The organism is Mycobacterium sp. OAE908 (assembly GCF_017872775.1).
Taxonomy (GTDB): Bacteria; Actinomycetota; Actinomycetes; order Mycobacteriales; family Mycobacteriaceae; genus Mycobacterium.
Genome location: NZ_JAGGJL010000001.1, coordinates 4,317,295 through 4,340,678, shown reverse-complemented (window position 1 = coordinate 4,340,678; position 23,384 = coordinate 4,317,295). Strand labels below are relative to the sequence as shown.

Annotated in this window: 22 protein-coding genes; 8 read left to right on the top strand and 14 right to left on the bottom strand. The window is 66.2% G+C overall.

Features of this window, described 5'->3' with window-relative positions:
• Positions 1-1,575, bottom strand: a complete 1,575-nt coding sequence (locus J3E61_RS21415; protein WP_192721050.1) for an amino acid permease — start codon at positions 1,573-1,575, stop codon at positions 1-3.
• A gap of 244 nt (positions 1,576-1,819) precedes the next feature.
• On the opposite strand from J3E61_RS21415, the gene J3E61_RS21410 reads away from it, so the two are divergent.
• From J3E61_RS21410 to ngg, 3 genes are read left to right on the top strand one after another with little or no spacing between them, the layout of a single operon-like run.
• Complete coding sequence (locus J3E61_RS21410) at positions 1,820-3,388, top strand: amino acid permease (RefSeq protein WP_210084889.1); 1,569 nt, start codon at positions 1,820-1,822, stop codon at positions 3,386-3,388.
• Between the two features lie 49 nt (positions 3,389-3,437).
• Positions 3,438-5,237 carry an N-acetylglutaminylglutamine amidotransferase gene (locus J3E61_RS21405; RefSeq protein WP_210084888.1) on the top strand — a complete coding sequence of 600 codons (1,800 nt, stop codon included), beginning with the start codon at positions 3,438-3,440 and terminating at the stop codon, positions 5,235-5,237.
• Positions 5,234-6,994: an N-acetylglutaminylglutamine synthetase gene (ngg, locus tag J3E61_RS21400; protein WP_210084887.1), complete on the top strand. Its 1,761-nt coding sequence runs from the start codon at positions 5,234-5,236 to the stop codon at positions 6,992-6,994. Before J3E61_RS21405 ends, ngg begins: the two co-directional genes overlap by 4 nt.
• 4 nt (positions 6,995-6,998) lie before the next feature.
• Here the strand turns inward: ngg and J3E61_RS21395 are convergent, their stop codons facing one another.
• The 3 genes from J3E61_RS21395 to J3E61_RS21385 form a co-directional block, all read right to left on the bottom strand.
• Positions 6,999-7,562: an alpha/beta hydrolase gene (locus J3E61_RS21395; RefSeq protein ID WP_192721054.1), complete on the bottom strand. Its 564-nt coding sequence runs from the start codon at positions 7,560-7,562 to the stop codon at positions 6,999-7,001.
• A 62-nt stretch (positions 7,563-7,624) separates the two neighbouring features.
• Positions 7,625-8,281, bottom strand: coding sequence for a hypothetical protein (locus J3E61_RS21390; RefSeq protein WP_210084886.1), 657 nt, complete (start codon positions 8,279-8,281; stop codon positions 7,625-7,627).
• Between the two features lie 18 nt (positions 8,282-8,299).
• Positions 8,300-9,028 carry an SDR family oxidoreductase gene (locus J3E61_RS21385; protein WP_210084885.1) on the bottom strand — a complete coding sequence of 243 codons (729 nt, stop codon included), beginning with the start codon at positions 9,026-9,028 and terminating at the stop codon, positions 8,300-8,302.
• 24 nt (positions 9,029-9,052) lie between these two features.
• Between J3E61_RS21385 and J3E61_RS21380 the strand changes: the two genes are divergently transcribed.
• Positions 9,053-9,706 (top strand): HAD-IA family hydrolase, encoded by a 654-nt coding sequence (locus J3E61_RS21380; RefSeq protein ID WP_210084884.1) that lies wholly within the window; start codon positions 9,053-9,055, stop codon positions 9,704-9,706.
• Here the strand turns inward: J3E61_RS21380 and J3E61_RS21375 are convergent.
• The 4 genes from J3E61_RS21375 to J3E61_RS21360 form a co-directional block, all read right to left on the bottom strand.
• Entirely contained in the window at positions 9,688-10,683 is a 996-nt protein-coding gene (locus J3E61_RS21375; RefSeq protein ID WP_210085651.1) for a substrate-binding domain-containing protein, read from the bottom strand. The genes J3E61_RS21380 and J3E61_RS21375 overlap by 19 nt on opposite strands.
• An 83-nt stretch (positions 10,684-10,766) precedes the next feature.
• Complete coding sequence (locus tag J3E61_RS21370) at positions 10,767-11,840, bottom strand: ABC transporter permease (RefSeq protein ID WP_210084883.1); 1,074 nt, start codon at positions 11,838-11,840, stop codon at positions 10,767-10,769.
• Positions 11,837-12,598 carry a sugar ABC transporter ATP-binding protein gene (locus J3E61_RS21365; RefSeq protein ID WP_210084882.1) on the bottom strand — a complete coding sequence of 254 codons (762 nt, stop codon included), beginning with the start codon at positions 12,596-12,598 and terminating at the stop codon, positions 11,837-11,839. The genes J3E61_RS21370 and J3E61_RS21365 overlap by 4 nt, the downstream gene beginning before the upstream one ends.
• Complete coding sequence (locus J3E61_RS21360; RefSeq protein ID WP_210084881.1) at positions 12,595-13,614, bottom strand: phosphoheptose isomerase; 1,020 nt, start codon at positions 13,612-13,614, stop codon at positions 12,595-12,597. The genes J3E61_RS21365 and J3E61_RS21360 overlap by 4 nt, the downstream gene beginning before the upstream one ends.
• Positions 13,615-13,764: 150 nt before the next feature.
• Here J3E61_RS21360 and J3E61_RS21355 point away from each other — a divergent pair, with 150 nt between their 5' ends.
• Positions 13,765-14,799 carry a LacI family DNA-binding transcriptional regulator gene (locus J3E61_RS21355; RefSeq protein WP_210084880.1) on the top strand — a complete coding sequence of 345 codons (1,035 nt, stop codon included), beginning with the start codon at positions 13,765-13,767 and terminating at the stop codon, positions 14,797-14,799.
• Here the strand turns inward: J3E61_RS21355 and J3E61_RS21350 are convergent.
• Together J3E61_RS21350 and map are read right to left on the bottom strand one after the other, a co-directional pair.
• Positions 14,780-16,249, bottom strand: a complete 1,470-nt coding sequence (locus J3E61_RS21350; RefSeq protein ID WP_210084879.1) for a cobyric acid synthase — start codon at positions 16,247-16,249, stop codon at positions 14,780-14,782. The two genes, J3E61_RS21355 and J3E61_RS21350, sit on opposite strands and share 20 nt — an antisense overlap.
• Positions 16,246-17,103 (bottom strand): type I methionyl aminopeptidase, encoded by an 858-nt coding sequence (gene map / locus J3E61_RS21345; protein WP_192721064.1) that lies wholly within the window; start codon positions 17,101-17,103, stop codon positions 16,246-16,248. Before map ends, J3E61_RS21350 begins: the two co-directional genes overlap by 4 nt.
• A 106-nt stretch (positions 17,104-17,209) precedes the next feature.
• On the opposite strand from map, the gene J3E61_RS21340 reads away from it, so the two are divergent.
• A complete protein-coding gene (locus J3E61_RS21340) occupies positions 17,210-17,656 on the top strand; it encodes a nuclear transport factor 2 family protein (RefSeq protein WP_210084878.1) in 447 nt (148 codons plus the stop codon).
• Positions 17,657-17,659: 3 nt separating this feature from the next.
• Here J3E61_RS21340 and J3E61_RS21335 read toward each other — a convergent pair whose 3' ends face one another.
• Positions 17,660-18,259: a TetR family transcriptional regulator gene (locus tag J3E61_RS21335; RefSeq protein ID WP_210084877.1), complete on the bottom strand. Its 600-nt coding sequence runs from the start codon at positions 18,257-18,259 to the stop codon at positions 17,660-17,662.
• Positions 18,260-18,278: 19 nt separating this feature from the next.
• On the opposite strand from J3E61_RS21335, the gene J3E61_RS21330 reads away from it, so the two are divergent.
• Both J3E61_RS21330 and J3E61_RS21325 read left to right on the top strand, forming a co-directional pair.
• Positions 18,279-19,355: a DUF1214 domain-containing protein gene (locus J3E61_RS21330; protein ID WP_192721067.1), complete on the top strand. Its 1,077-nt coding sequence runs from the start codon at positions 18,279-18,281 to the stop codon at positions 19,353-19,355.
• Entirely contained in the window at positions 19,352-20,515 is a 1,164-nt protein-coding gene (locus J3E61_RS21325; RefSeq protein WP_210084876.1) for a sulfotransferase, read from the top strand. Before J3E61_RS21330 ends, J3E61_RS21325 begins: the two co-directional genes overlap by 4 nt.
• Here J3E61_RS21325 and J3E61_RS21320 read toward each other — a convergent pair.
• The 3 genes from J3E61_RS21320 to J3E61_RS21310 form a co-directional block, all read right to left on the bottom strand.
• Positions 20,508-21,089: a DUF1707 domain-containing protein gene (locus tag J3E61_RS21320; protein ID WP_192721069.1), complete on the bottom strand. Its 582-nt coding sequence runs from the start codon at positions 21,087-21,089 to the stop codon at positions 20,508-20,510. The two genes, J3E61_RS21325 and J3E61_RS21320, sit on opposite strands and share 8 nt — an antisense overlap.
• Positions 21,090-21,186: 97 nt before the next feature.
• The gene (locus J3E61_RS21315; protein WP_210084875.1) at positions 21,187-21,561 is read right to left on the bottom strand and encodes a PH domain-containing protein; all 375 of its coding nucleotides are present in this window, start codon (positions 21,559-21,561) and stop codon (positions 21,187-21,189) included.
• Between the two features lie 6 nt (positions 21,562-21,567).
• Positions 21,568-23,382 carry a penicillin-binding transpeptidase domain-containing protein gene (locus J3E61_RS21310; RefSeq protein ID WP_210084874.1) on the bottom strand — a complete coding sequence of 605 codons (1,815 nt, stop codon included), beginning with the start codon at positions 23,380-23,382 and terminating at the stop codon, positions 21,568-21,570.
• Positions 23,383-23,384: the final 2 nt, after the last annotated feature.

The following is a 23,384-nucleotide window of genomic DNA, read 5'->3' as shown; positions in this document are numbered from 1 at the left end:
TCACGGCGAGCGGGTCGGCGTCTCGTCGGCCGCGATCTGGGTCGCGGACATCGTGCCGTAGCCCTCCTTTTCCAGGTTCACGCCGTACTGCCCATGCGAAAGCGCGAACTCCTCTTCAGGTGAGAGCACCAGCTTGTGCCGGCCCACGATCCCGAAGTACAGCAGACCGATCACGAAATAGATCAGTGTTCCGACGACACCGGGCCGATAGTCCGGATTGAAGAACAACGAGACCAACGCGACGAGCGCAATGAAAGCGGCGACGGCCGCACCCCCGACGCCCCACGGACTGCGGTATGGCCGTTCGATGTTCGGCAGCTTGCGCCGCAGCATGATGAACGCGGTGCACTGCATGAAGTACGAGATCACCGCACCGAAGACGGCCATGTACAGCAGTGCACCGACGATCTTTCCGGCGAGGGCATTCTCGCTCTGGCCGAGCAGATACATCAGCCACACGAGCAGGAACCCGACAACCGCTCCCGCGATCAACGCGACGTACGGCGTATTCCGCTTCGGGTGTGTTATCGAAAGGACCTGCGGGAAATAGCCTGCGCGCGAAAGCGAATACGTGTTGCGCCCGTAGGCGTAGATGATCGTGAAGAAGCTCGCGATCAACCCGATCAGCCCGATCGTGGCGAGAATCGCGGCCCCGGTGCCTTCGCCGAAGACCGCCTTGAACCCGTCGAACAACGGGGTCGCCGACGTGCCGATGCTCGCTGCGCCACCCCCGACACCGGTATTCAGGAACAAAGTCAGCACGGCGAACAGCACCAGCGTGTTGAGACCCCAGATCGTGGCACGCGGGATGTCGCGCTTCGGATCGTGCGACTCCTCGGCGGCCAGCGGCAGTTCCTCGATCGCCAGGTAGAACCAGATCGCGAACGGCAAGGCCGGGAAGATGCCCCAAAGTCCCTTGGGCAGGAAGCTGTTTCCGCCCTCGTCCGGGGGGATGTTGGTGAGCAGGCCGAAGTCGAACTTGCCCGAGAAGAGCACGGCGAGGAAGAAGAACCCGAGGATGCCGAGCGCCAGCAACGTGATCACCACGGTGAACCGCATCGTGATCTCGATGCCCATGATGTTGATGCCGACGAAGATGATGTAGAAGACCGCCGCCCACAGCACCGGACTGTTCCACCACCCGTCGGCACCGGCCAACTCGAAAACGATGTCGTGGGACAGGAAGCCCATGGCACTGACGACCACCGCGGGTGTGATCACGTATTCCATGTTCTCGGCAAGGCCGGTCACGAATCCGCCCCACGGTCCCATCGCCGACCGGGAGAAGGAATAAGCGCCACCTGTGTGAGGCAAGGCGGGTGACATCTCGGCGATGCTGTAACACAGGCCGTAGTACATGACCGTGATGATGACGCCCGCGATGAGCAGGCCGCCGAACCCGCCGGCGTCCAGACCGACGTTCCAGCCGTAGAAATCTCCGGAGATGACGGCGCCGACACCGAGCGCCCACAGCGACCAGAACGCGGCGTGACGGCGCAGCTTGCGCCGTTCGAAGTAACCGTGTTCTGCGTCCCGATAGGTGACCGATCCGACTGCCCGCTTGTTATCCGCCATGGCGGCCTCCTCGGCAATTGGCCAAAGTTGTCAGACAACTTGGACAATAATGACGGTGAATCCCCACGTCAATATCGAGACGGAGACAGTTCGGAAACAGCCGAAATACCAGCTAGCTGCCCCGCCGGGCCACCTGCGGGGAAGTTTTACGCGGCCGTCATCTCCAAAGGTAGGACGCCAGACCAATAGCGGCCTATTGTCTCCTACGGAACTGCGCTGTCCCCATCGGTGAAGGAGAACCGTCGTGCCAGAGGGCCATGAGCATTTGAATGACGACGAGCAGCATCTCGCCAAGCTCGGTTACGTGCAGGAGTTGTCGCGGTCGTGGTCGGGCTTCTCCAACTTCGCCATCTCGTTCTCGATCATCTCGATCCTGGCGGGCTGCTTCACCTCATTCGGCCTCGGCTGGAACAACGGCGGCCCCGCGGCGATCGCATGGGGCTGGCCACTGGTTTCGGCGTTCATCCTCGTCATCGGGCTGTGCATGTCGGAGCTGGTGTCGGCATACCCCACCTCGGGTGGAATCTATTGGTGGGCAAGCAAACTCGGCGGGGCGAAGGCCGGCTTTTACACCGGCTGGCTGAACCTGATCGGGTTGATCGCCATCCTGGCATCGGTCGCGTACGGCTGTGCGACGTTCCTGGACCTGACGCTGAGCACCTTCAGTGAGAGTTGGGCCGCCGGCTACAGCCTGACCAGGGTGTTCTACATGTTCGTCGGCATCCTGGTGATCTCGGCGCTGATCAACATCTTCTCGTCGCACCTGTTGGCGGTCATCAACAACATCTCGGTGTGGTGGCACGTGGCAGGCGCCGCGGCCGTCATCCTGATCCTGTTCCTGATTCCCAAGCGGCACGCCAGCTTCAGCGACGTCTTCGCCACCACCGTCAACAACACCGGGATGTTCAACGGCGAGAAGGGCTTTGGCTGGCTGATCTTCGTGCTGCCGATCGCGGCGATCCTGACGCAGTACACGATCACGGGCTATGACGCGTCCGCGCACCTGTCCGAGGAGACCAAGAGCGCCGCCGACGGTGCGGCCAAGGGCATCTGGCGTTCGATCTTCTACTCGGCCATTGGTGGCTGGATTCTGCTGCTGTCATTCCTGTTCGCGGTCCAAGACGTGGACGCGGTGACCAAGGGCGGCGGCCTCGTGCAGGTCATCTTCGCGCAGGCCCTGGACAGCAAGTGGGTCGCCATCGTCTTGCTGATCTCGACCGCGGGCCAGTTCTTCTGCACGACCGCCTGCCAGACCAGTGCGTCGCGGATGTTGTTCGCGTTCAGCCGCGACCGGGCGGTGCCGGGTCATCAGCTCTGGTCGAAGGTGAGCTCGAACAAGATCCCCGCAAACGGTGTCATGGTCACCGCGTTGCTCGCCGGGATCATCACCCTGCCGGCCCTGAAGAACGTGGATATCAACGGAGCGCCGGCGCCGATCGCGTTCTACGCGGTGGTCTCCATCGGCGTCGTCGGGCTGTACCTGTGCTTCGCGGTGCCGATCTATTACCGGTGGAAGATGGGCGACTCGTTTGAGGTCGGTCGATGGAACCTGCGGGGGCACCACAAGTGGATGGCGCCCGTCGCGCTGATTGAGATCGCTATCACATCGCTGATTGCGCTCTTCCCGACATCGATCGGCGGCGTGCCGTTCGGCGGCAGCTTCGATTGGAAATTCGTCAACTACACCCCGCTGCTGGTCGGCAGCGTGTTGATCCTGCTGTGGATCTACTGGCACGCCTCGGTGAAGAACTGGTTCACCGGGCCGATCAAGCAGGTCGACGAGACGGGCGAACAGCTCGAGGGCGTGTCCTAGCCGCGGCGCAGAGGTTTGACAATCCTCGCCAGTGGGTAGGGTCGGCTGAGTGTGCGGAGCCGCTGGCGAGGTGCGTCTGGACGGTCGGACACCCGATGTTGCTGCCGTTTCGGCTATGGCCGAGGCGATGGCTCCCCGGGGTCCCGACGCCGCCGGAGTGTGGTCTCAGGGCCGGGTGGCGCTCGGCCACCGACGCCTGAAAATCATTGACCTGTCCGAAGCGGGCGCGCAGCCGATGGTCGATTCCGACCTGGGCTTGGCGGTCTGCTGGAACGGCTGCATCTACAACTACAAGCAGTTGCGGCGCGAACTGAGCGAGCAGGGCTATCGGTTCTTCTCGCACAGCGACACCGAGGTATTGCTGAAGGCCTACCACCACTGGGGCGATCGCTTCGTCGACCGCCTCTACGGCATGTTCGCGTTCGCGATCGTCGAGCGCGACAGCGGCAGGGTGGTGCTCGGCCGCGACCGTCTTGGCATCAAGCCGCTGTATCTCAGCGAGGATGCCAAGCGCATCCGGTTCGCGTCGTCGCTGCCCGCGCTGCTCGCGGGCGGCGATGTCGATACCCGCATCGACTCGGTAGCCCTGCACCACTACATGACCTTCCACTCCGTGGTCCCCGCGCCCCGCACGATCTTGCGTGGCGTGCGGAAGGTGCCGCCCGCGTCGCTGGTCGCCATCGAGCCGGACGGGCGCTGCACCACCACGACCTACTGGGAACCGGACTTCACGCCGTGCGACGACCGCGCCGATTGGTCCGAACGTGATTGGGAGGACGCGGTTCTCGAGGCGTTGCGGGTGGCCGTCGATCGCCGGTTGGTGGCCGACGTGCCCGTGGGGTGCCTGCTGTCGGGCGGCGTCGACTCGAGCCTGATCGTCGGCCTGCTCGCCGAGGCCGGCCAGCACGGGCTTGCCACGTTCTCGATCGGCTTCGAGTCCGTTGGCGGCGTCAAGGGCGACGAGTTCCGCTACTCCGACATCATCGCCGAGCGCTTCGGCACCGACCACCATCAGATCCGCATCGGCACCGATCGCATGCTGCCTGCGCTCGACGGCGCGATCGGCGCCATGAGCGAACCGATGGTCAGCCACGACTGCGTCGCCTTCTACCTGCTCAGCCAGGAGGTCGCCAAACACGTCAAGGTCGTGCAGTCCGGGCAGGGCGCCGACGAGGTGTTCGCCGGCTACCACTGGTATCCCCCGATGGCCGACGCCACCTCGGTCGAGGGGTCCGTTCGCAAGTATCGCGAGGCGTTCTTCGACCGCGATCCGGCCGGCTACCAGGCGCTTGTCGCACCGACCTATCTGGTCGACGGTGATCCCAGCGAGCAATTCGTCACCGAGCACTTCGCCAACCCCGGCGCCGCGACCGGTGTTGACCGCGCGCTGCGGCTCGACACCACGGTCATGCTGGTGGACGACCCGGTCAAGCGCGTCGACAACATGACCATGGCGTGGGGCCTGGAGGGCAGGGTCCCGTTCCTCGACCACGAGCTGGTCGAGCTGGCCGCCACCTGCCCGCCCGATTTGAAGACCGCACACGACGGCAAGGGTGTGCTGAAACAGGCTGCGCGCAAGGTGATTCCGGCCGATGTCATCGACCGCCCCAAGGGTTATTTCCCCGTGCCCGCGCTGACTCACCTGGAAGGCCCCTATCTGGACCTCGTCCGTGACGCGCTCTACGCGCCCGCCGCCAAGGAGCGTGGCCTGTTTCGGCCGGAGGCCGTCGACCGGCTGCTCGCCGACCCCAACGGCAGGCTCACCCCGTTGCGGGGCAACGAGCTTTGGCAGATCGCGCTGCTGGAACTGTGGTTGCAGCGCCACGGCATCGCCGGTGCCGCGGCATGACGGCGCTGGATCCCGACCATTCCGAGGCGATCACCCTCGGCCTGCACGATGCGTCGCCGCAGCACATGGTCGACGCCATGGCCGACGATGTCGTCGTCGAATTGGGTTGGGGGCGGCTGATTTTCGGTCAGACGTTCGCCGATCCACACAAGCTTGCCGAGGTGCTGCGGCACGAGGGGCAGGGCAGACGCGACATCTGCATGTACGCCCGCGAACCGCAGGTCCTCGTCGCGCTCGCACCCGCCGAATTGTTCATCGACCCGAGCCACACCTATCGGCTGCGGTTCTCCGATGACGAACCGGATGGCGCGCCAACCGGTTTCTCGGTGCGCACGCTGCAAGGCATCGAGGACGCCGACGCGATGAACCGCGTGTACCTGCAATGCGGGATGGTGCCCGCACCTGTCGATGTCATCTGGGACAACCATCTTCATCGCGATCCCGTCGACTATCTCGTCGCCGTCCGCGACGACGACGGGACCATCGTCGGCACCGTGACAGGCGTCGACCATCAGCGACTGTTCTCCGATCCGGAGAACGGCTCGAGCTTGTGGACACTGGCCGTCGACCCCACGTCGAGCCTGCCCGGCGTCGGCGCCGCCCTGACCCGCGCTCTCGCGGCGATATACCGTGACCGCGACCGGGCATACATGGATTTGTCTGTGGCGCATGACAATGCGGCAGCGATCGCGTTGTACGAGAAGCTGGGATTCACGCGTGTCCCGGTGATGGCGGTCAAGCGCAAGAACGCGATCAACGAACCGCTGTTCACTCACCCACCGGAGACCGTCGACGACCTCAACCCGTACGCCCGCATCATCGCCGACGAAGCCATGCGACGCGGTATCTGGGTGGAGGTGCTCGACGCCGAGGCCGGCGAGATGCGGCTGAGCCACGGCGGGCGCAGCGTCGTCACGCGAGAGTCGTTGTCGGAGTTCACTTCCGCGGTTGCGATGGCCCGGTGCGACGACAAGCGACTGACCCGGCGCCTGGTCGCCGAGGCCGGAATCGCCGTGCCGAAGGGCCGATTGGCCACCTTCGACGACGAAGACTACGCATTCCTCGAAGAGGTCGGCGACGTCGTGGTCAAGCCGACCCGAGGCGAGCAGGGCAAGGGCATCACGGTCGGCATCGACGGCCACGACGAACTCGACGCCGCCCTGGCCAGGGCCCGCGAACAACACCCGGACGTGCTCATCGAGCAGCGGGCACCCGGCGACGATCTTCGGCTGGTGGTGATCGACCACAAGGTGGTGGCAGCCGCGCTGCGGCGCCCGGCGGAAGTGATCGGCACCGGGCATCACACGGTCCGCGAGCTGATCGAGGCGCAGAGTAGGCGCCGGGCGGCGGCCACCGGCGGCGAATCCCGCATCCCCATCGACGAGGTCACCGAAGCGACGGTGGCCGAAGCCGGTTGGTCGTTTTCCGATGTGCTGCCCGAAGGCGTGCGGCTGCGTGTTCGCCGGACCGCGAATCTGCATCAGGGCGGCACCATTCACGACGTCACCGCCGAGGTGAACCCGGAATTGTGCGCGGTCGCGGTGACCGCCGCCGAGGCGATCGGCATCCCCGTGACCGGCATCGACCTGCTGGTTCCCGACGTCACCGGAGCCGACTACGTGTTCATCGAGGCCAACGAGCGGCCAGGCCTTGCCAACCACGAGCCGCAGCCGACCGCACAGGCGTTCGTCGACTTCCTGTTCCCCCAGAACCCCGGCCTGCCGCAGGCGTGGACGCCGGATCAACCGCCGCAGTAACCCGCTACCAGGTGCTGGTGCGCATCACGATCTCGGCGGCCAACTGTGCGGTCGACTCCTGGGCATTGCGCCTGCCGAGCAGATCGACCAGCCGGAAGTCGCCGTACACGTAGCGCTGGCTGGCCTTGGCGACGGCTCGCGCCGCAGGGGTGCTGACCAGGGCGGTCGTGTTCATCTCGACGGGCGGGCAGTGCTCGTCGCGGATCACGCCGGTGAGGTCGGCGACCCGCGGATGGCCGCGGTCGATCACCACCAGCCCGATGAACCGGTCCAGTCGGGTGGCGGCCAGCTCCCACGCCAGTTCGCCGCCGATGCGGTCGCCGACCAGCAGCGCCCAGCGCACATCGAGCGAGTCGAGGATGCCGACCACGGATTTGGCAGTCAGCCGCGGATCGGGGCCGATCACGACGGTCCGCAGCGAGGCCGTGTGCAGTCGCTGGCATATCGCCTCGTAGGCCGAGGGTGCGTGATGCGCTGCGCCGAGCACCACCACTACCGACCCCTTGTCGGGGCCTGCGACGTCGACAGGCACGGGAATCCCGTCGACGGTCACCATGGTGGGAGGCATTCGGTCACGCTACAGTGACCGACCGCGTTGGCGGGCGGATTTTCCCGGTCTCAACCCGTGCATCAGACGGCTTCGGCACGCTCGGCCTGCTTTGCCGCGATGTCCAGAAACGTCTGTGGCAGCGTGGCTTTGACGGTGATCGAGGGGTTCGGTGTCGCGAACACAACCCCGAAGACGGCCATCCGCCCGACGTTCTCGAACGAGAAATAGGCGCTGTTGCTCTGGTTGCCCAGCCGCATCGTCTGCTCGTACACGAGCGCGTCCGGGCGCGAGGTCTTGAGCCGGGTGGTCGTCATCGGGATGCCGGGTGTCGACGGGTCGAAGAACGTCTGGAACCGCGAACAGCGCTCGGCGGTCGCGGCCAACCGGTCGAGGTCCAACCGCGAGGTCAACACCGTCACCACCATCCGGGCGCCGTCGTAGGCCGCCACGTACTCGGCCGCGGCGCCAGGACCCCGCTCGGCCGTGTCTGCGATGGCGCGAGTCAGCCCGTCCGAGCAGCCTTCGGGGTCGGACAGCATGGCGGGTGGACCACCGGCGCCGTCGGACTGACCGGGCGACCTGGTGATGCGGTCGTATTGCACGCCAGGCGGGAAGTCCGCCGCGGTCAGCACCACTCGTTCCAGCGTGGCTCCGGGCCACGTCGGCGTGCCCGACACCACGTGTCCGCAGCCGGTGGCCAGCGTGACGAGCAGCGCCAGCACTGTTCGTCGCATCATGAAATCAGGCTACCGACGCTAGCGACAGGAATAGCCGCCGTCGACCGGCAGGCAGGCCCCGGTGACCATCGACGCGTCGTCGCTGAGCAGGAAGCAGATGGGAGCGGCGACCTCGTCTCCGGTGGCCCACCGACCGAGGGGCATCTGCTCCAGGAACCGGGGACCGACGTCCGGCCGTCCCCAGTACGAGGCCGACATGTCCGTCATGACCACCGTCGGGTTGACACTGTTGACCCGAATGTTGTGTCTGCCGAGTTCCAGTGCGGCCACGCGGGTGATGTTGTCCAGCGCCGCTTTGGACGAACCGTAGGAGATGTGGCCCGGCAACGCGACCAGGCTCGCTTGGCTGGACACATTCACGATCGACCCGCCAACACCGCGCTCGATCATGCCGGGCGTCGCGTGCTTGATGACCAACAGGCTTCCCCTGGCGTTGATACTGATCACCTTGTCGAATACCGCGATGTCGGTGTCTTGCGGCGTCGCGATCTCCCCGCCGAAGCCGCCACAGTTCACCACGCCCCACAGTTCGAGGCCCGCGACCGCGGATCGGATCTCGTCTTCCGAAGTCAGATCGAACGGAAGAGGCCGGGCGCCCGTCTCGTCACACAGCTTTGTCAGCTGCTCGACGTTGCGTCCGCCGGCATAGACCATCGCACCCCGATCGACCAGCCTGCGCACGGTCGCGGCTCCGATCCCACCGCTCGCGCCCGTCACCAGAACCCCGCGACCCGTGAAATCAGCCATACCAATGTCATACCCTGCTTGCTCGTGACCGGGAACGCGCTGCGAGTCGACGGGCTGTTACTCGACTGCGACGGCGTCCTCGTCGACTCGCACAACGCGGCGGCGGTCGCATGGAACCAGTGGGCGCGACGCTGGGCGCCGGGCTTCGACTTTCATCGCGATATCGAACACGGCAGGCGAATACGCGACGTCGTCGCCGAATTGGTAAGCGCCCCAAGCGATGTCGAAGCGGCCACCGCTGAGCTGATTCAGCTGGAGGTGGACAACGCCGCCGACGTAGTACCGATACCGGGCGCACGCGAACTGCTCGCGTCGATTCCGGCGGGGCGCTGGGCCGTGGTCACCTCCGGCGGTCGGGCCATCGCCACCGCACGCATGGCGTCGGCCGGTCTGGCGCCCGCCCACGTGCTGGTCACGGGCGAAGACGTCGAACGCGGTAAACCCTTCCCCGATCCCTATCTGCTCGCCGCCGAGCGCCTGGGCCTACCGCCCGAACGCTGTGCGGTGTTCGAGGACGCCCCCGCCGGCATCGCAGCGGCGCGCGCCGCCGGCGTCGAAACCATCGTCGGCGTCGGCACCGCAGCGGCCGCCGAGAATGTGACCGTCACGATCGCCGACCTGCGTGGTGTCCGCTTCGACGGACGGTGCCTGCGGGTGGATCAGCAGCTGGACTTGTAAGCCGCCGCGCCGCCGTCACCGTTGAGGTTCTGCTGCGTGATGATGGTGAAGCCGGTCTGCACCTTCTTGGTGTTCTGGCCGCCGTCCAAAGCGGAGACCGCCTCGTCGACACCGTATTTGCCGATGATTCCGGGCTCCTGCGCGACGAGCGCCTGCACGGTGCCGTCCCGCAGCGCCTGGATCTGGTTCGGGCCTGCGTCGAAACCGACGATCTTCACCTGACCGCTCTTGCCTGCCTGCTTGACGCCGGTCGCCGAGCCCTCGGCAGAGAAGATGTTCGTCGCGAACACCCCGATGAGGTCGGGGTCCTTCTGCAGCTGCGCACCGATGAGTTGTGCTGCCGTCGCCGGGTCGTCGTGGCTGTACTGCACGCCGACGTAGGTGAATTTGCCGTCGGCCTTGACCGCGTCCTCGAAGCCCTTCGCCCGCGCGTCGGTGGTCGAGATACCGGGATCGACGTTCATGACCATGACCTTGCCGCCCTCGGGATGCAGTTGCTTGATCGCGTCGAAGGCCGCCTTGCCGCCGCCTTCGTTGTCGCTGGCGATCGACGAGACCGCATAGGACGGGTCCTTGGTCGTGGTGTCGACGAGTACGACTTTGATTCCGGCGGCGGCGGCCTGCTGCAGCGGCTGCTGCATGGCCTGGACATCGGTTGGCGCGACGAGCAGCGCGTCCGGCTTGCCCGCGACGATGGAGTCGAGGATCGGCTTCTGCAGCGTCGGATCGAACTTCTGTGGGCCCTGGGTGTTGAGCGTGACGCCGAGCTTGGCCGCCTCCTCCTGCGCGCCGCATTGCATGGTGATGTAGAACTGATCGCCGACCACACCCTGCAGGAGTTGGATCTTGTAGTTCTTGCTGGCCTTCGCAGGCGCGGTGACGGTGGTGGCTGCGGCCGCAGAAGTCGTGCCCGTCGCGCCGTTCGAGGTTTCGCCCGAGCCGCCCGATTGCGGCTTGGAGGATGTGCAGCTCGTCATCGACAGGGTGAGCACTACCGCCCCGAGAGCACCGGCAACTGACGTTACGCCCTTGCGGTTCACTGGTTTTCCTTTCATTTGGATCAGTTGGATCGTTTGCGTTTGAAGAGCCCTCGCGATTTCGCGCTGCGCATCGCGGCGGCGCGGCGCGTCTGGTCGACATAGACGGCCGCGATCAACACCGACCCCACCGCAACGCCCTGCCAGAACGGTTGGACACCGATGATCACGAAACCGGATTGCAGCACGGCGGGGATGAAAAGGCCGACGACCGTGCCGAAGATCGTGCCGAAGCCGCCGAAAATCGAGGTGCCGCCGATGACCACGGCCGCAATGACATTGAGGTTGGTCAACGACTGACCGGCGATCGTGGTGGTGCCGTACTGCGCGAGCGACAGCAGCGCGCCGAGTCCGGCGAGAGTTCCCGCCAGGGCATAAACGGCGACCAGGTGGCGCGTCACCTTGATGCCGGTCCGGCGCGCGGCCTCCTCGTTGCTCCCGATGGCATACGTGTAGCGACCGAATCTCGTTTTGTGTAACAGCACCGCGCCGGCGATGATCACCACCAGCGCGACGAACGGCAGGCCCGGGATGCCCAACACCTTTGTGTAGGCGCTGAAGTCGGTCAGTTCGCTTGGCACCGAACGGATGTCGATGCCGCCGGTGAGGACCTGCGCGAGGCCGAGCGCAACCGACAGCGTCCCGAGCGTGACGATCAACGCGGGCACCTTGGCCATCGCGACAAGCACGCCGTTGACGACGCCCCATGCCGTACCCGACAGAATCGCAGCGGCGATCCCGGCCGCCGCGACACCAATTCCACTGCCGCCCATCGCTTCCATCACCTTGGCTGCGACCACGGAGGAGAACACCAGCACGGAACCGACTGAAAGGTCGATGCCCGAGGTGATGATGACGAACGTCATCCCGACCCCGAGCACCGCCCAGACAGCGACGTTCTGCGAGATGAGCGAGAAGTTACCCGCGGACAGGAAACGGTCACCGGCGATGATGGTGAAGAAGACGCAGATGACGATCAGCACGCCGAGGATCCAGAACGCCTGCAGCCCCACAACGCGTTTCAACAGCGACTGGGTGCCGTCGAACCCGTTCTGCTCGTCTGCGACGACGGCCTGCTGATCGGCCACCGCGCTCACGCCGCGCCTTCCTTCGTGTCGAGCGCACCGGTCATGGCGCCGACGAGCGTCTCGACTGTCGTGGTGCGGCCGGGAAAGGTGGCGACACGCCTGCCCAGCCGCAGCACCTGGATGCGATCGCACACCTGAAGCACATGTGGCATCGAGTGGCTGATGAACACCACCGCGATTCCCTTGTCGCGCACCCGTTTCACCGACTCGAGGACGTTCTTCGTCTGGACGACACCGAGCGCGGCGGTCGGCTCGTCGAGGATGACGACCTTGTCCGCCCACGCGATGGCCCTTGCAATCGCGATGCCCTGGCGTTGCCCACCGGACATCGAACCGACCGGCGAATTGAGCGAACGCACCGTGGCTCCGAGCGCCTTGAACGACGCGGCGGCTTGGCGACGCATCTCCTTTTCGTCCATGAAGCCGAGCCTGCCGAGAACGCCTTTGCGCGAGATCTCCCTGCCCAGGAAGACGTTCTGGACGGGGTCGAGATGCGGTGCGAGGGCCAGGTCCTGATAGACCACCTCGATGCCGAGATCATTCGCCTGCCGCGGAGAGGACAGTCGCACCGGCTTGCTGTCGAAGTAGATCTCGCCCTCGTCCAACTCGAGGCTGCCCGACAACGCCTTGATGAGCGTCGATTTGCCTGCGCCGTTGTCGCCGATCAGTCCGACGACCTCGCCGGGGTTGATGTCGAAGTCGGCGCGGTCGAGCGCGCGGACGTGACCGAAACTCCGCGAGACGGCGCGCGCCTCCAGCAAGGTCATGCTGCGTCTTCCTTCGTGTTCGGCGGCCAGGTGGTACCCGGCCTGCAGACGAGTAGCCGTGCGTCGCCGTCGACGTGCCAATCCCCCGAAGCCGCTGGCACGACGAGCGTCTGGCCGCGTTCGACGTCGACGGGGTCGCTGTTCGTTGCCCTCAGCGCACCGGCGCCCGACACCACCACGGCGACCGCGAACCCGCACGGCACGTCGGCACCGGGCGTCAGCAAGTTCATCAGGAAGAAGGGCTGCGCCTCCTCGGGCAGCACGTCGACGAGGCCGTCGGCGCCGGCGCCGGTGTGGCGCGTCAGCACGGCGACATCGACGCGGCCGGTGGTCTCGACCACCGAAAGCGCCACGTCGCGGGCGAGGCCGAGAAAGACTTCGTCATCGGAAGCGGCGGTGTTGGTGCGCTCCAACAGAATTGACTGATCGGTGGGTTCCTGTGCCTCCACGAGCAGGATGCCTGCCCCGATGGCGTGCGGCGCTCCGCCCGGCACCAGCACGCTGTCGCCCGGTCGCACCCGAATCCGGTTCATGAGCGCCAGCATCGCCTCGGCGTCCTGCGTTTCCACCAGCATCGAGAGCCGGTCGTGACCGACCTGCTCGCGCCAGCCGACCCACACCGCGGCGTCCTCGTCGGCTTCCAGCACGTACCACGCCTCGGTCTTGCCGTAGACACAGCCGAGGTGTTGGGAGGCGTAGGCCCGGGTGGGATGCACGTGTACCGGCAGGCGTTGGCCGGCATCCAAGAGCTTGACGAGCACGCCGGTGTCACCTGGGTCAGCGTCGTCACGGCCGAGCCAGCCGAGCGGGTCGGCGCTGACCGCGTCGCGCAGCAGCGTGCCGTCGGCCAGGCGCGCCGGCCCGAGTTCTGGCTCGCCGAAGCGGGCCACCGTCGCGCCTATCCACTCTTCGGGCGAACGGTCACCGACTGGTGGCAGCCCGCGCCAGGCAGCCAGCGCAGGCCCGCCCGCATACCAGTGCCGCACCACGTTGGGAGGCAGGAGCTGAGGCTTCACGGTCGTCGTGGTCTTCTCCTCGGTGTTACCTGAGTCACGCCGGACAGTACGCCACAAACGGGTCTATGTCACCGGTGTCAGAGAATCTCGCTCCGCCGATATGACATCGGTGACATACTGGCCGCTGACCGACCCGCGAAAGGATGCTCGATGGCGACCATGCGCGACGTTGCCGACCGGGCGGGGGTGAGCGCCAAGACGGTCTCGCGCGTGGTCAACAACGACCGCTACGTCTCCGCGGACGTCAGGGAACGCGTCGAGCGCGCGATCGACGAACTGCAGTACGTGCCGAACATGCTTGCGGTGACGTTTCGCAGCGGCCGGGACGCCGCGATCGGCGTTGCGGTGCCCGGAGTGGCCGACCCGTTCTTCGCAAGCATCATCGGCGCGGTCGAGCGCGAGGCCAGCAGAAGGGGCGTCGCTGTCATCGTGACCGCAGTCGGCTGGGAACCGTCACACGAGCAACAGTCCATTGAAGCCGTGCTGAAGCGTCAGGTGGCTGGCATGATCATCTGCCCGGTCGGCAAGGACATGTCGTATCTGCGACCGTGGCAAAAACGCACACCGCTGGTGTTCGTCGACCGTGAACCCGTTGGGGTGACGGCGGATACGGTCCTGCAGGACGACGTCGGTGGCGGGTATGACGCGGCGCGGCACCTGATCTCGCACGGACACCGCAGCATCGCGTTCATGGGAGACGACACGTTCACCGGCTTGTTGCGGCTGAAGGGTCTGCAGAACGCACTGGATGAGGCGGGGCTGCCGCAGCGCAGCGATCTGGCGCATGTCGGTGCGATCGATGCCGCCACGCTGACGGCGGTGCTGCGTCGCATGCTGGCGACACCGGACCCGCCGAGCGCGGTGTTCTCTTCGAACGCACGCGTCACGATCGCGATGGTGACGGCGTTGCAAGCGTTGCGCCGCAAGGACATTGGGTTGGTGGGCTTCGGCGACTTCCCGACCGCGGCCGCGCTCAAACCTGCCGTCACGGTCATCCATCAGGACGGTGACGAGATGGGCCGCTTCGCCGCCGACCGGCTGTTCACGCGGCTGGACCACCCGACCCGGCGGCTGCGCCGACGGACCGTGCTGCCGGTTTCACTGGTGACGCGGGCGTCCTGCGCGGCACCAGGCGAGAAAGTCAGCGCCGGCCACGGCGACGTCGTCAGCCCTGCAGCGTCGTGATGATGGTCGGGCGTTGCGGCGCAGCGCCTTCCAGCAGCGCCAGGACGGCGTCGATGTCGAGGTGGGCCGTCAGCAGATCGGCCATCAGATCGAGCTGAGCTTCGCGGCGCGCGCCGACGTCGACGTCGTCGGCGACGACGAATCCCCGCTTTCCGAGGTCTGCCAGCCACTGGCGGCGCACGTCGTCGTTGTCGAACAACCCATGCCAGTGGGTGCCGTAGACGTGACCGCGCCGGATCCCGACACCGAGCCAGTCGTCCTCAGTGTGACGTTCGAGTTGGCCGTGGTGGATCTCGTAGCCGTGCAGCGGGTCTTCCCAGTGCCGCAGGGTTTTGTCCGGCGCGAAGGCGATGTCGGCGTCGAGCAGGCCAAGACCCTCGACCTGTCCTGCCTTGGATTCCACGGGGTCGTCGATGCGCTTGCACAACATCTGGAAGCCGCCGCAGATGCCGAGCACCGACTTGCCAGCCGCGGCGTGGGCGGCGATGCCGTCGGCGAGACCGCCGTCGCGCAGCCACCCCAGGTCGGAGACGGTCGCCTTGCTGCCCGGAAGCACCACGACGTCGGCGTCGGCGACGTCGGCGGGATCGGTCACCCACCGCACCAGCACGCCGGGCTCGCAGGCCAGCGCCTCGACGTCGGTGGAATTGGAGATGCGCGGCAGCCGGATCGCTGCCACCCGCAGCCAGGCCGTCCCTCGCGGTGGCTGAGGAACACCGAGCGAGCCGTGCACCGAAAGCGAATCTTCGGTGTCCAGCCACAGCCCGTCGGCAAACGGAATGACGCCGTATGTCGGCCTGCCGGTCAGCTGTCTCAGTTGATCGAGTCCGGGCTGGAGCAGCGCGGCGTCGCCGCGAAACTTGTTGACTACGAAGCCGGAGATGAGTCGCTGGTCGTCGGGCTCGAGAACGGCGACCGTGCCGTGCAGGTGCGCCAGTAGCCCCCCGCGGTCGATGTCGCCGACCAGAATGACGGGCAGCTCCGCTGCGCGGGCCAGCCCCATGTTAGCTAAATCGGTTGCCCGCAAGTTGATTTCGGCCGGCGAGCCGGCGCCTTCGCAGATGACCGCTTCGAATTCGCTTCGTAGCGAATGTAATTCGTCGGCCACGAGCGCGGCGAGGCGGTCACGATGGGTGAAGTAGTCTGCTGCGCTGACGGTGTCGACGACATGACCGCGTAGCACCAGCTGTGACGTACGGTCGCTGCCCGGCTTGAGCAGGATGGGATTGAACCGCACGCTGGGCGCAAGTCCTGCGGCGCGGGCCTGCATGGCCTGCGCGCGGCCGATCTCCCCGCCTTCGACGGTGACCGCCGAATTGTTGGACATGTTCTGCGCCTTGAACGGCGCCACCCGAATACCCTTGCGCGCCAACAGCCGGCACAGTCCCGCCACGACCATGGACTTCCCGGCGTCGGAAGTGGTGCCCGCGACCAGCAGCGCGCCGCTCACAACTGGGTCAGGATCTCCGCGCCGTCGTCGGTGACAACCAGCGTGTGCTCGAACTGCGCGGTCCACTTCTTGTCGATCGTGGCGACGGTCCAGCCGTCGTCCCAGATCTCGTAGTCCAGCGCGCCGAGGTTGATCATCGGCTCGATGGTGAACGTCATCCCCGGCTCCAACACGGTCTCGACCGCAGGCTGGTCGTAGTGCAGCACCACGAGCCCGTTGTGGAAGGTGGTACCGATGCCGTGCCCGGTGAAATCGCGAACCACGTTGTAGCCGAACCGGTTTGCATACGACTCGATGACCCGGCCGACGACCGAGAGCTGCCTGCCGGGTTTGACGGCCTTGATCGCGCGCATCGTCGCCTCGTGGGTGCGCTCGACGAGCAGGCGGTGCTCCTCGGACACATTACCCGCCAGGAACGTGGCGTTGGTGTCGCCGTGCACACCGTCGAGATATGCGGTGACGTCGATGTTGACGATGTCGCCGTCCTCGATCACCGTCGAGTCCGGGATGCCGTGGCAGATGATCTCGTTCAGCGACGTGCAGCAGGACTTCGGGTAGCCCTTGTAGCCGAGCGTCGAGGGGTAGGCGCCGTGGTCGACCATGTACTCGTGGGCGATGCGGTCCAGCTCGTCGGTCGTGACACCGGGCGCGACGGCCTTACCCGCCTCCGCAAGCGCGCCCGCCGCGATACGTCCGGCGACGCGCATCTTCTCGATCACCTCGGGCGTCTGCACCCAGGGTTCGCTGCCCTCCTTGACCGTCGGCTGCCACGCGTACTCGGGAGGCGCGATCGAGCGGGGCACCGGCAGTGTCGGCGAGACGACGCCGGGGCGAAGTGCAGTGCGAACAGGCATGACGCCAGAGTAGCTGGACCCGGTGAGTGGCAAAAACGGACGGCGACCCCAGAGATCCGGACAACTTCGTCTTCGGCCAAGCACCGCGTCACTAGATTCGGGTGCCATGACCATCGACGCGGTCGACGAGAAGTTCGCGACGGAGTTCGCCGCACGATTCGCCGACACCTGGCGCACACCCGACCTGGCCAAGCATGAGGCGCTGTGGAGCGATGACATCGTGCTCATCCAGCCGATGATGGGCACCCTGCGCGGCAAGCAGGCGTGCCGGGAATCGTTTCAGCGGTTGTTTGCGCTCGTGCCCGATCTACACGCCGACGTGCATCGGGTCGGCCACGGCAAGCACGAGGTGTTCATCGAGTTCACGTTGAGTGGAACCTATGGCGGCAAGCCGATCGCGTGGGACGCCGTCGACCGTTTCATGTTCACCAACGGCCTGATCGCCGAACGGGTTTCATACTTCGACTCGACGCCGTTGATCGGCAAGTTGGTCGCCCGCCCTGCCGGTTGGGACCGGCTGGTGCGTATCGGTTCTGCGCTGTTCAAGCGCTGATCACTAGACGCGCACGGACGATATCGCCGCGCGCACCCGAGATGGCAGCGGGCCGCCGTGGGCCAGCCAGTCGTCGAGTGCGATCCGGATCGACGCCATTGCCAGCGCGCCGAGTAGTCGCGGCCGCGGATCGTCGGGCACGGCGTCGCCAAGCCGCGGGGCAACCAGGTCCGCGATGGCCGCCTCGTACCGAAGGTAGATCTGCAGAGTCCACGCGGACAGCACGGGCGACGACCGCGTCAACGCCGCGAGCTCGCGGACCTGGCCGCTGATCGCGTCGAAGCCGTCGCCCAGATCCTCGAATGCCGCGACGACGGCTTCCGTGGCCGACAGTTCGGCCGGCTGCTGTGCGATCGCGGCGGTGATCAAGTCCAGCCAATGCGTCGTCAGCCCTTCGGCGACTGCGTCCTCTTTGGAGCTGAAGTACCGGAAGAAGGTCGCGCGGCCGATCTCCGCTGCGTGCGCGATCTGCTCGATGGTGGCCCCTGCCAGGCCGTTTTCGGAGACGGACTGAGCCGCCGCGGCGGCGATCCTGGCGCGGGTTGCCTTCTGCTTGCGCGCGGTCAGGCTTTCGCGCGGATTCTGCCGTGAGACGACGTCCATGGTGAGACTATGTCTCACCATGGAGAAGATTGGCAACGATTGGGCGCCGAAAACACTCGAGGCGTGGCGCTTCGTGCAGCAGATGCTGGCCGATGTCACCCAGATGGTCAGCGACGATGCGGTGGACGAACGCGAACTACTGGACGGGCTGCGTGTCATCGCCAAGGTGACCGGCCTGTGCTCAGAACTGTCGGTACAGGCCGACGCCGAGCGCCCGCACTTCTTCGACATGTGCTCGCCAACCCGGATGGTCGGCGGACCCAACCCCGACGGCAGATACCTGCTGGCGATGATCCGCGGCGACCGCACCTACCGAGTCACCGGAACCCGCGGCAGCACCGCCTATCTCGGGTTCCAGGTGCTCGCGGGCACGGGCCTGACGCCGCGACGGATGGCCGCCTATCTCAGCGACACCGACCTCAAGCTCGACTCCGGATCGTTCACGCTCGTGTTCGCCGCGACCGAGCCTGCCGATCTAGCCGACGCGCAGTGGGTACCCATCCCGGCCGACGCCTCGTCGATCGTCGTGCGCGAGTACATCGGCGACGCCGCCACCGAGGAACCCGCAACCATGCACATCGACTGTATCGACGCCGCACCGCTGCAACCCGTCACCGACGCCGACGCGGCCGAGCAGTTCACCGCGATGGCATGGACGATCGTCAAGCTCGCGACGCTGCACCGCACCGTGAAACCCGAGTTGATGACGCGGCCCAACGAGCTACTGACCGCGGAGGCCGCCGAATTGGGCAGCGCCGACACCACACCCGACAACCTGTACATGATCGGCACATTCGCATTGGAGCCCGACGAGTCGCTGGTGCTGGAGTTCCGCCCGCCCCAGACGCGGTACTGGAACATCACGCTCGAAAGCATCTGGCACGAATGTCTGGAGCCGCGGCATCGGCACAGCTCAGTCACCAACAAAGGTCTACAGCCGGACGCGGACGGCAGTACGCGAATCGCGATCGGCGCCAACGATTTCGGGCGAGGACACTGGCTGGATACCGGGGGTCGGCGCCGCGGCTTCGTCGTGCTGCGCTGGCTCGACAACCCGGAACCGTTCGCGGTGCGCACCACGGTCGTGACAGCGTGACCGCCGAGCGCTTTCGATCCGACCGCCTCATCGAGCAGGCGTGCGAGCTTGTCGGCAGCGATGACTTCGGCACCGACGACACCTGGCGCGACGGGCTGAGTCGGCTGTGCGAGGGGTTCGTCTCGGAGGCCCGGTTGAACGACATCGGCGTCGAGATCGCGGTTCTCGACATCGTCCGCGCAATGACGAGCCGTCTGCAGATCATCAAGTGGCGCAACGAGAATCCCGACGTCGCTGCCCAGCCCATCACCCGGCCGATCTTCATCGTCGGTCAACCGCGGACCGGGACGACGATCCTGTTCGACCTGCTCGCCCAGGATCCCGCGCTACGCCCGCCGCTGACGTGGGAGGTCGACAATCCGTTCCCGCTGCCCCAACCCGATACCTATGCGACCGACCCACGAATCGCCCAGACACAGGCCAGTATCGAGATGTCCGAACAGATTGTTCCCGGTTTGCTGACGTGGCATCCGATGGGTGCGCTGGTCGGTCAGGAGTGTGTCCGCATCACCGCCGGCCAGTTCTGCAGCATGATCTTCTCGGTGCAATACCACCTGCCCAGCTACTACCGGTGGCTGCTCTACGAGGCCGATCATCACCCGGCCTACGCCTATCATCGAATGTTCTTGCAGCACTTGCAGTCTGGCGTGCCGGGACAGTGGCTGCTGAAGTCGCCCGCGCACCTGTGGCAGCTCGATGCGCTGGTGGCCGAGTACCCGGACGCGCTGATCGTCCAGACCCACCGCGATCCGCTCAACGTCATCTCGTCGATCAGCGCGCTCACCCACCACCTTCGGCACCTCGCGTCGGACGAAAGCTCGATCACCGAATGTGCCGCGCAGTCGCGAGAGGAGATCGTCGTCGGCCTCGAGCGCGGCATGAAGCTGCGGGATTCGTTGGCGCAGCGGGTAGTCGACGTGCAGTTCGCCGACTTCGTCCGCGATCCATTCGCGACGATCCGGGCGCTGTACGGCGAACTCGGCCGTGAGCTCGAGCCGGTCGCCGAGCAGAACATGCGCGCATTTTTGGCGGCCCATCCGGGTGACGGTGGTGGCGGCCGGTATTCGTGGGCCGACACCGGGCTGGATGCGGGGCTGGTGCGCGAGGAGGTCAGGGCGTACCAAGAGCGCTATTCAGTGCCTGACGAGCCGCTCAAGTAGACCGGCCGAATCGAAACGAGCGGCGGGGGCCGCGGATGTCGACCGACCCGCAGACCACCTTGCCGGTGAGGATGACATGCGGCCTGCCCTCGGCGGGCGCGTCCTTGCGGTGATCGTGTGCGCTGCCGACGATGACCTCGACGTCGTCGATCGAGGCGCTGGCGCCGTCGGGCAGCCGCAGGTCGAGACCGCCGAATTTCAGGTCGAGTTCGACGACGACCATCGGGCCCGCGAACCGGGCCCGAGTCAGATCCAGGTCGACGGAGCCCATCCGCCGATGTAGGGCCAGCCGGGTCGGCACGATCCACTCCCCCTGGCGCTTGAGCGAGCCGAGCACGCCACGCAGTTCCACCCGGTCGGTGGCGGTGGTGACGATCGCGCCGGGTCCTGGCAGATCGCCGACGAGCGAATCCAGGTCGGTCCGCAGCCGCGCCTGCGACACCAACGCCGAACGCTCCTCGAACTCGTCGATGTCGATCAAGCCGAGGGCAACCGCGTTGTGCAACCGCCGCAGCGTGCCGTTACGGTCCGCATCGGAGATGCGCATCGCGTACTCACCGTTGATGTCCGTCATAGCCGCCACCAACGGTACCGCCCGTCAGCCCGGGCTCAAGACCTCCACCGTCGCACCCGTGGAATATGCACGTCGAGCACGACCGAGCGCATCGGCCTTAGAGAACGTGCTGACCAATCAGCTTGCCGATGGTCTGGATATCGACGCGGCCCTTGAAGTCGAGATGGACTTTCCCCAGCCCGGAGAACCACAACTCCAGTTCGGCGTCGAGGTCGAAGGTGCCTGCCGTCTCGACACTCCAGGCCTGAATCTTGTTGTAGGGCAACGACGAGTAGTCCCGCTTCTTTCCGGTCAGCCCCTGCACGTTGACTGCGATCAATCGCTTGTTCGTGAAAGCAACGAAATCGCGGACGCCCTTGAAGCTCAGGTACACGCCCTCTCCGTCGACCAGAAGCGGCGCCAACTGCGCTTGTATCTCCTGCGGGTTGCACGGGCTGAGCTTGAAGACCGCACCGTTCTGGAAGTCAATCATGTTCGGTCACGCCAGATAGTCCGGCGGCAGCTGGGCGAACATGCCTTTGAGCATCCGCACCGCGTACTCCGACGATCCGCCGCCGACGATCAGCGCGGCGAACGCCATGTCGCCACGGTAGCCGGCGAACCACGAATGCGAACCGCCTTCGAATTCGGCCTCACCGGTCTTGCCGCGGACGTCGCCGGAACCATCGAGATCCTTGGCGGTGCCGTTGGTGACCACCAGCCGCATCATCGGCCGCAGCCCGTCGAGCATCTTCGACGTGATCGGGGTGCGGTCCCCGGTGATGACCGTCTGCCGACCCTCGATCAATTGCGGCACAGGCGTTTTCCCGGCAGCGACGGTAGCGGCGGCCAGCGCCATCCCGAAGGGGCTGACCAACACCTTGCCCTGCCCGAAGCCGTCCTCGGTGCGCTCGGCGAGGTTCACCGTCGGCGGCACCGAACCGGAAACCGTGCTGATGCCCTCGATCTGATAGTCGGGTCCGATGCCGTACTGCGCCGCAGCCATGGTCAGCCCGCGCGGCGGCATCCTGCTCGCAAGCTCGGCGAACGTGGTGTTGCACGAACTCGCGAACGCCCGCGACATCGGGACCGTGCCGAGATCGAAGCCGCCGTAGTTGGGGACCGTGCGGTGCCCGATGTCCAGCGTGCCGGGACAGCCCAGCAGCGTGTTGGGCGTAGCCATGTCGCGGTCGATCGCCGCACCCGCGGTGATGATCTTGAACGTCGACCCCGGCGGGTAGAGCCCCGTCGTCGCCAGCGGTCCCTCGGTATCGGCGCTGCCGTTCTGGGCGACGGCCAGGATCTCGCCCGTCGACGGCTTGATCACGACGATCATCGCCTTCTTGCCGGTGGTGTTGACGGCGTTCTGCGCGGCGTTCTGCACTGCCCGATCCAGGCTGATGGTCACCGACGGCGCAGGCGCACCCGCGACTTCGTTGAGCACGTCGACGTCGGCACCGTTCTGGTTGACGGTGACCACGCGCCACCCGGCCTGGCCGTCGAGATCGTCGATTACCGCGGTCTTGACCTGATTGATGATGTCGGGCGCGAACGAGTCGTCAGTGGGCAGCAACTCGGCCTGCGGCGTCACCACGACACCGGGCAGCGCCCCGATCGCCCCTGCCACCCTGTCGTGGTCGGACTGACGCAACGTGATCAGGTCCAGCGGGGTCTTCGACGAACTGGCCTGCTCGGCGAGCCGCTGCGGATCCAACGAGTTGTCGAACGGCCGCAGCGCGTCGACCACTGCCCTGGCCGTCGACATCAGTGCTGCGCCAGCCGATTTCGCGTCCAACGCGAAGTGATACAGGTTGCCGGGCACCAACACGTCGCTGCCGCCCCGCTCGTTGACCGACGCCCGCCGGGGCGGGTCGGCGCGCAGCGCGAAGGTCTGGTGTTCGCCGAGCCGCGGGTGCAACCCCGTGGTGCTCCACCGGACCTCCCACTTGCCTTCCTCGCGGACCATGTTGAGCTGGCCGTCATAGCTCCACGTCCGGTTCTTCGGCAGGTGCCAGGTGTAGCGGTACGTGATGCTGCCGGTGTCGTCGGCGTACTTGGACCCGAGGATCTGCGCGTCGAGCCGCTGCGCCTGCAGCCCGGCCCATGCTTCGTTCAGCGCGGCCCGGGCGTCGGCCGGCTTGTCGCTCAGCTCGGATGCGGCCGCGGTGTCACCGGTTGCCAGGGCGGCGAAGAACTTTTCGGCGATCGGTTCGGGACCGTTCGGTTTCGGGGTGCACGCGTTGAGCGACCCCGCCAATGCCACGGCCATCAACAGGCTGGCCGTGCGTGTTGCAGTTGAGAGCCAAGTTGCCATTG

Bases quoted from the DNA above. Each gene is read 5' to 3' on its own strand.
- J3E61_RS21415 (WP_192721050.1), bottom strand. From the start codon at position 1,575: ATGGCGGATAACAAGCGGGCAGTCGGATCGGTCACCTATCGGGACGCA.
- ngg (WP_210084887.1), top strand. From the start codon at position 5,234: ATGACGGCGCTGGATCCCGACCATTCCGAGGCGATCACCCTCGGCCTG.
- J3E61_RS21395 (WP_192721054.1), bottom strand. From the start codon at position 7,562: ATGCCTCCCACCATGGTGACCGTCGACGGGATTCCCGTGCCTGTCGAC.
- J3E61_RS21390 (WP_210084886.1), bottom strand. From the start codon at position 8,281: ATGATGCGACGAACAGTGCTGGCGCTGCTCGTCACGCTGGCCACCGGC.
- J3E61_RS21385 (WP_210084885.1), bottom strand. From the start codon at position 9,028: ATGGCTGATTTCACGGGTCGCGGGGTTCTGGTGACGGGCGCGAGCGGT.
- J3E61_RS21375 (WP_210085651.1), bottom strand. From the start codon at position 10,683: ATGACGAGCTGCACATCCTCCAAGCCGCAATCGGGCGGCTCGGGCGAA.
- J3E61_RS21365 (WP_210084882.1), bottom strand. From the start codon at position 12,598: ATGACCTTGCTGGAGGCGCGCGCCGTCTCGCGGAGTTTCGGTCACGTC.
- J3E61_RS21355 (WP_210084880.1), top strand. From the start codon at position 13,765: ATGGCGACCATGCGCGACGTTGCCGACCGGGCGGGGGTGAGCGCCAAG.
- map (WP_192721064.1), bottom strand. From the start codon at position 17,103: ATGCCTGTTCGCACTGCACTTCGCCCCGGCGTCGTCTCGCCGACACTG.
- J3E61_RS21340 (WP_210084878.1), top strand. From the start codon at position 17,210: ATGACCATCGACGCGGTCGACGAGAAGTTCGCGACGGAGTTCGCCGCA.
- J3E61_RS21335 (WP_210084877.1), bottom strand. From the start codon at position 18,259: ATGGACGTCGTCTCACGGCAGAATCCGCGCGAAAGCCTGACCGCGCGC.
- J3E61_RS21330 (WP_192721067.1), top strand. From the start codon at position 18,279: ATGGAGAAGATTGGCAACGATTGGGCGCCGAAAACACTCGAGGCGTGG.
- J3E61_RS21320 (WP_192721069.1), bottom strand. From the start codon at position 21,089: ATGACGGACATCAACGGTGAGTACGCGATGCGCATCTCCGATGCGGAC.
- J3E61_RS21315 (WP_210084875.1), bottom strand. From the start codon at position 21,561: ATGATTGACTTCCAGAACGGTGCGGTCTTCAAGCTCAGCCCGTGCAAC.
- J3E61_RS21310 (WP_210084874.1), bottom strand. From the start codon at position 23,382: ATGGCAACTTGGCTCTCAACTGCAACACGCACGGCCAGCCTGTTGATG.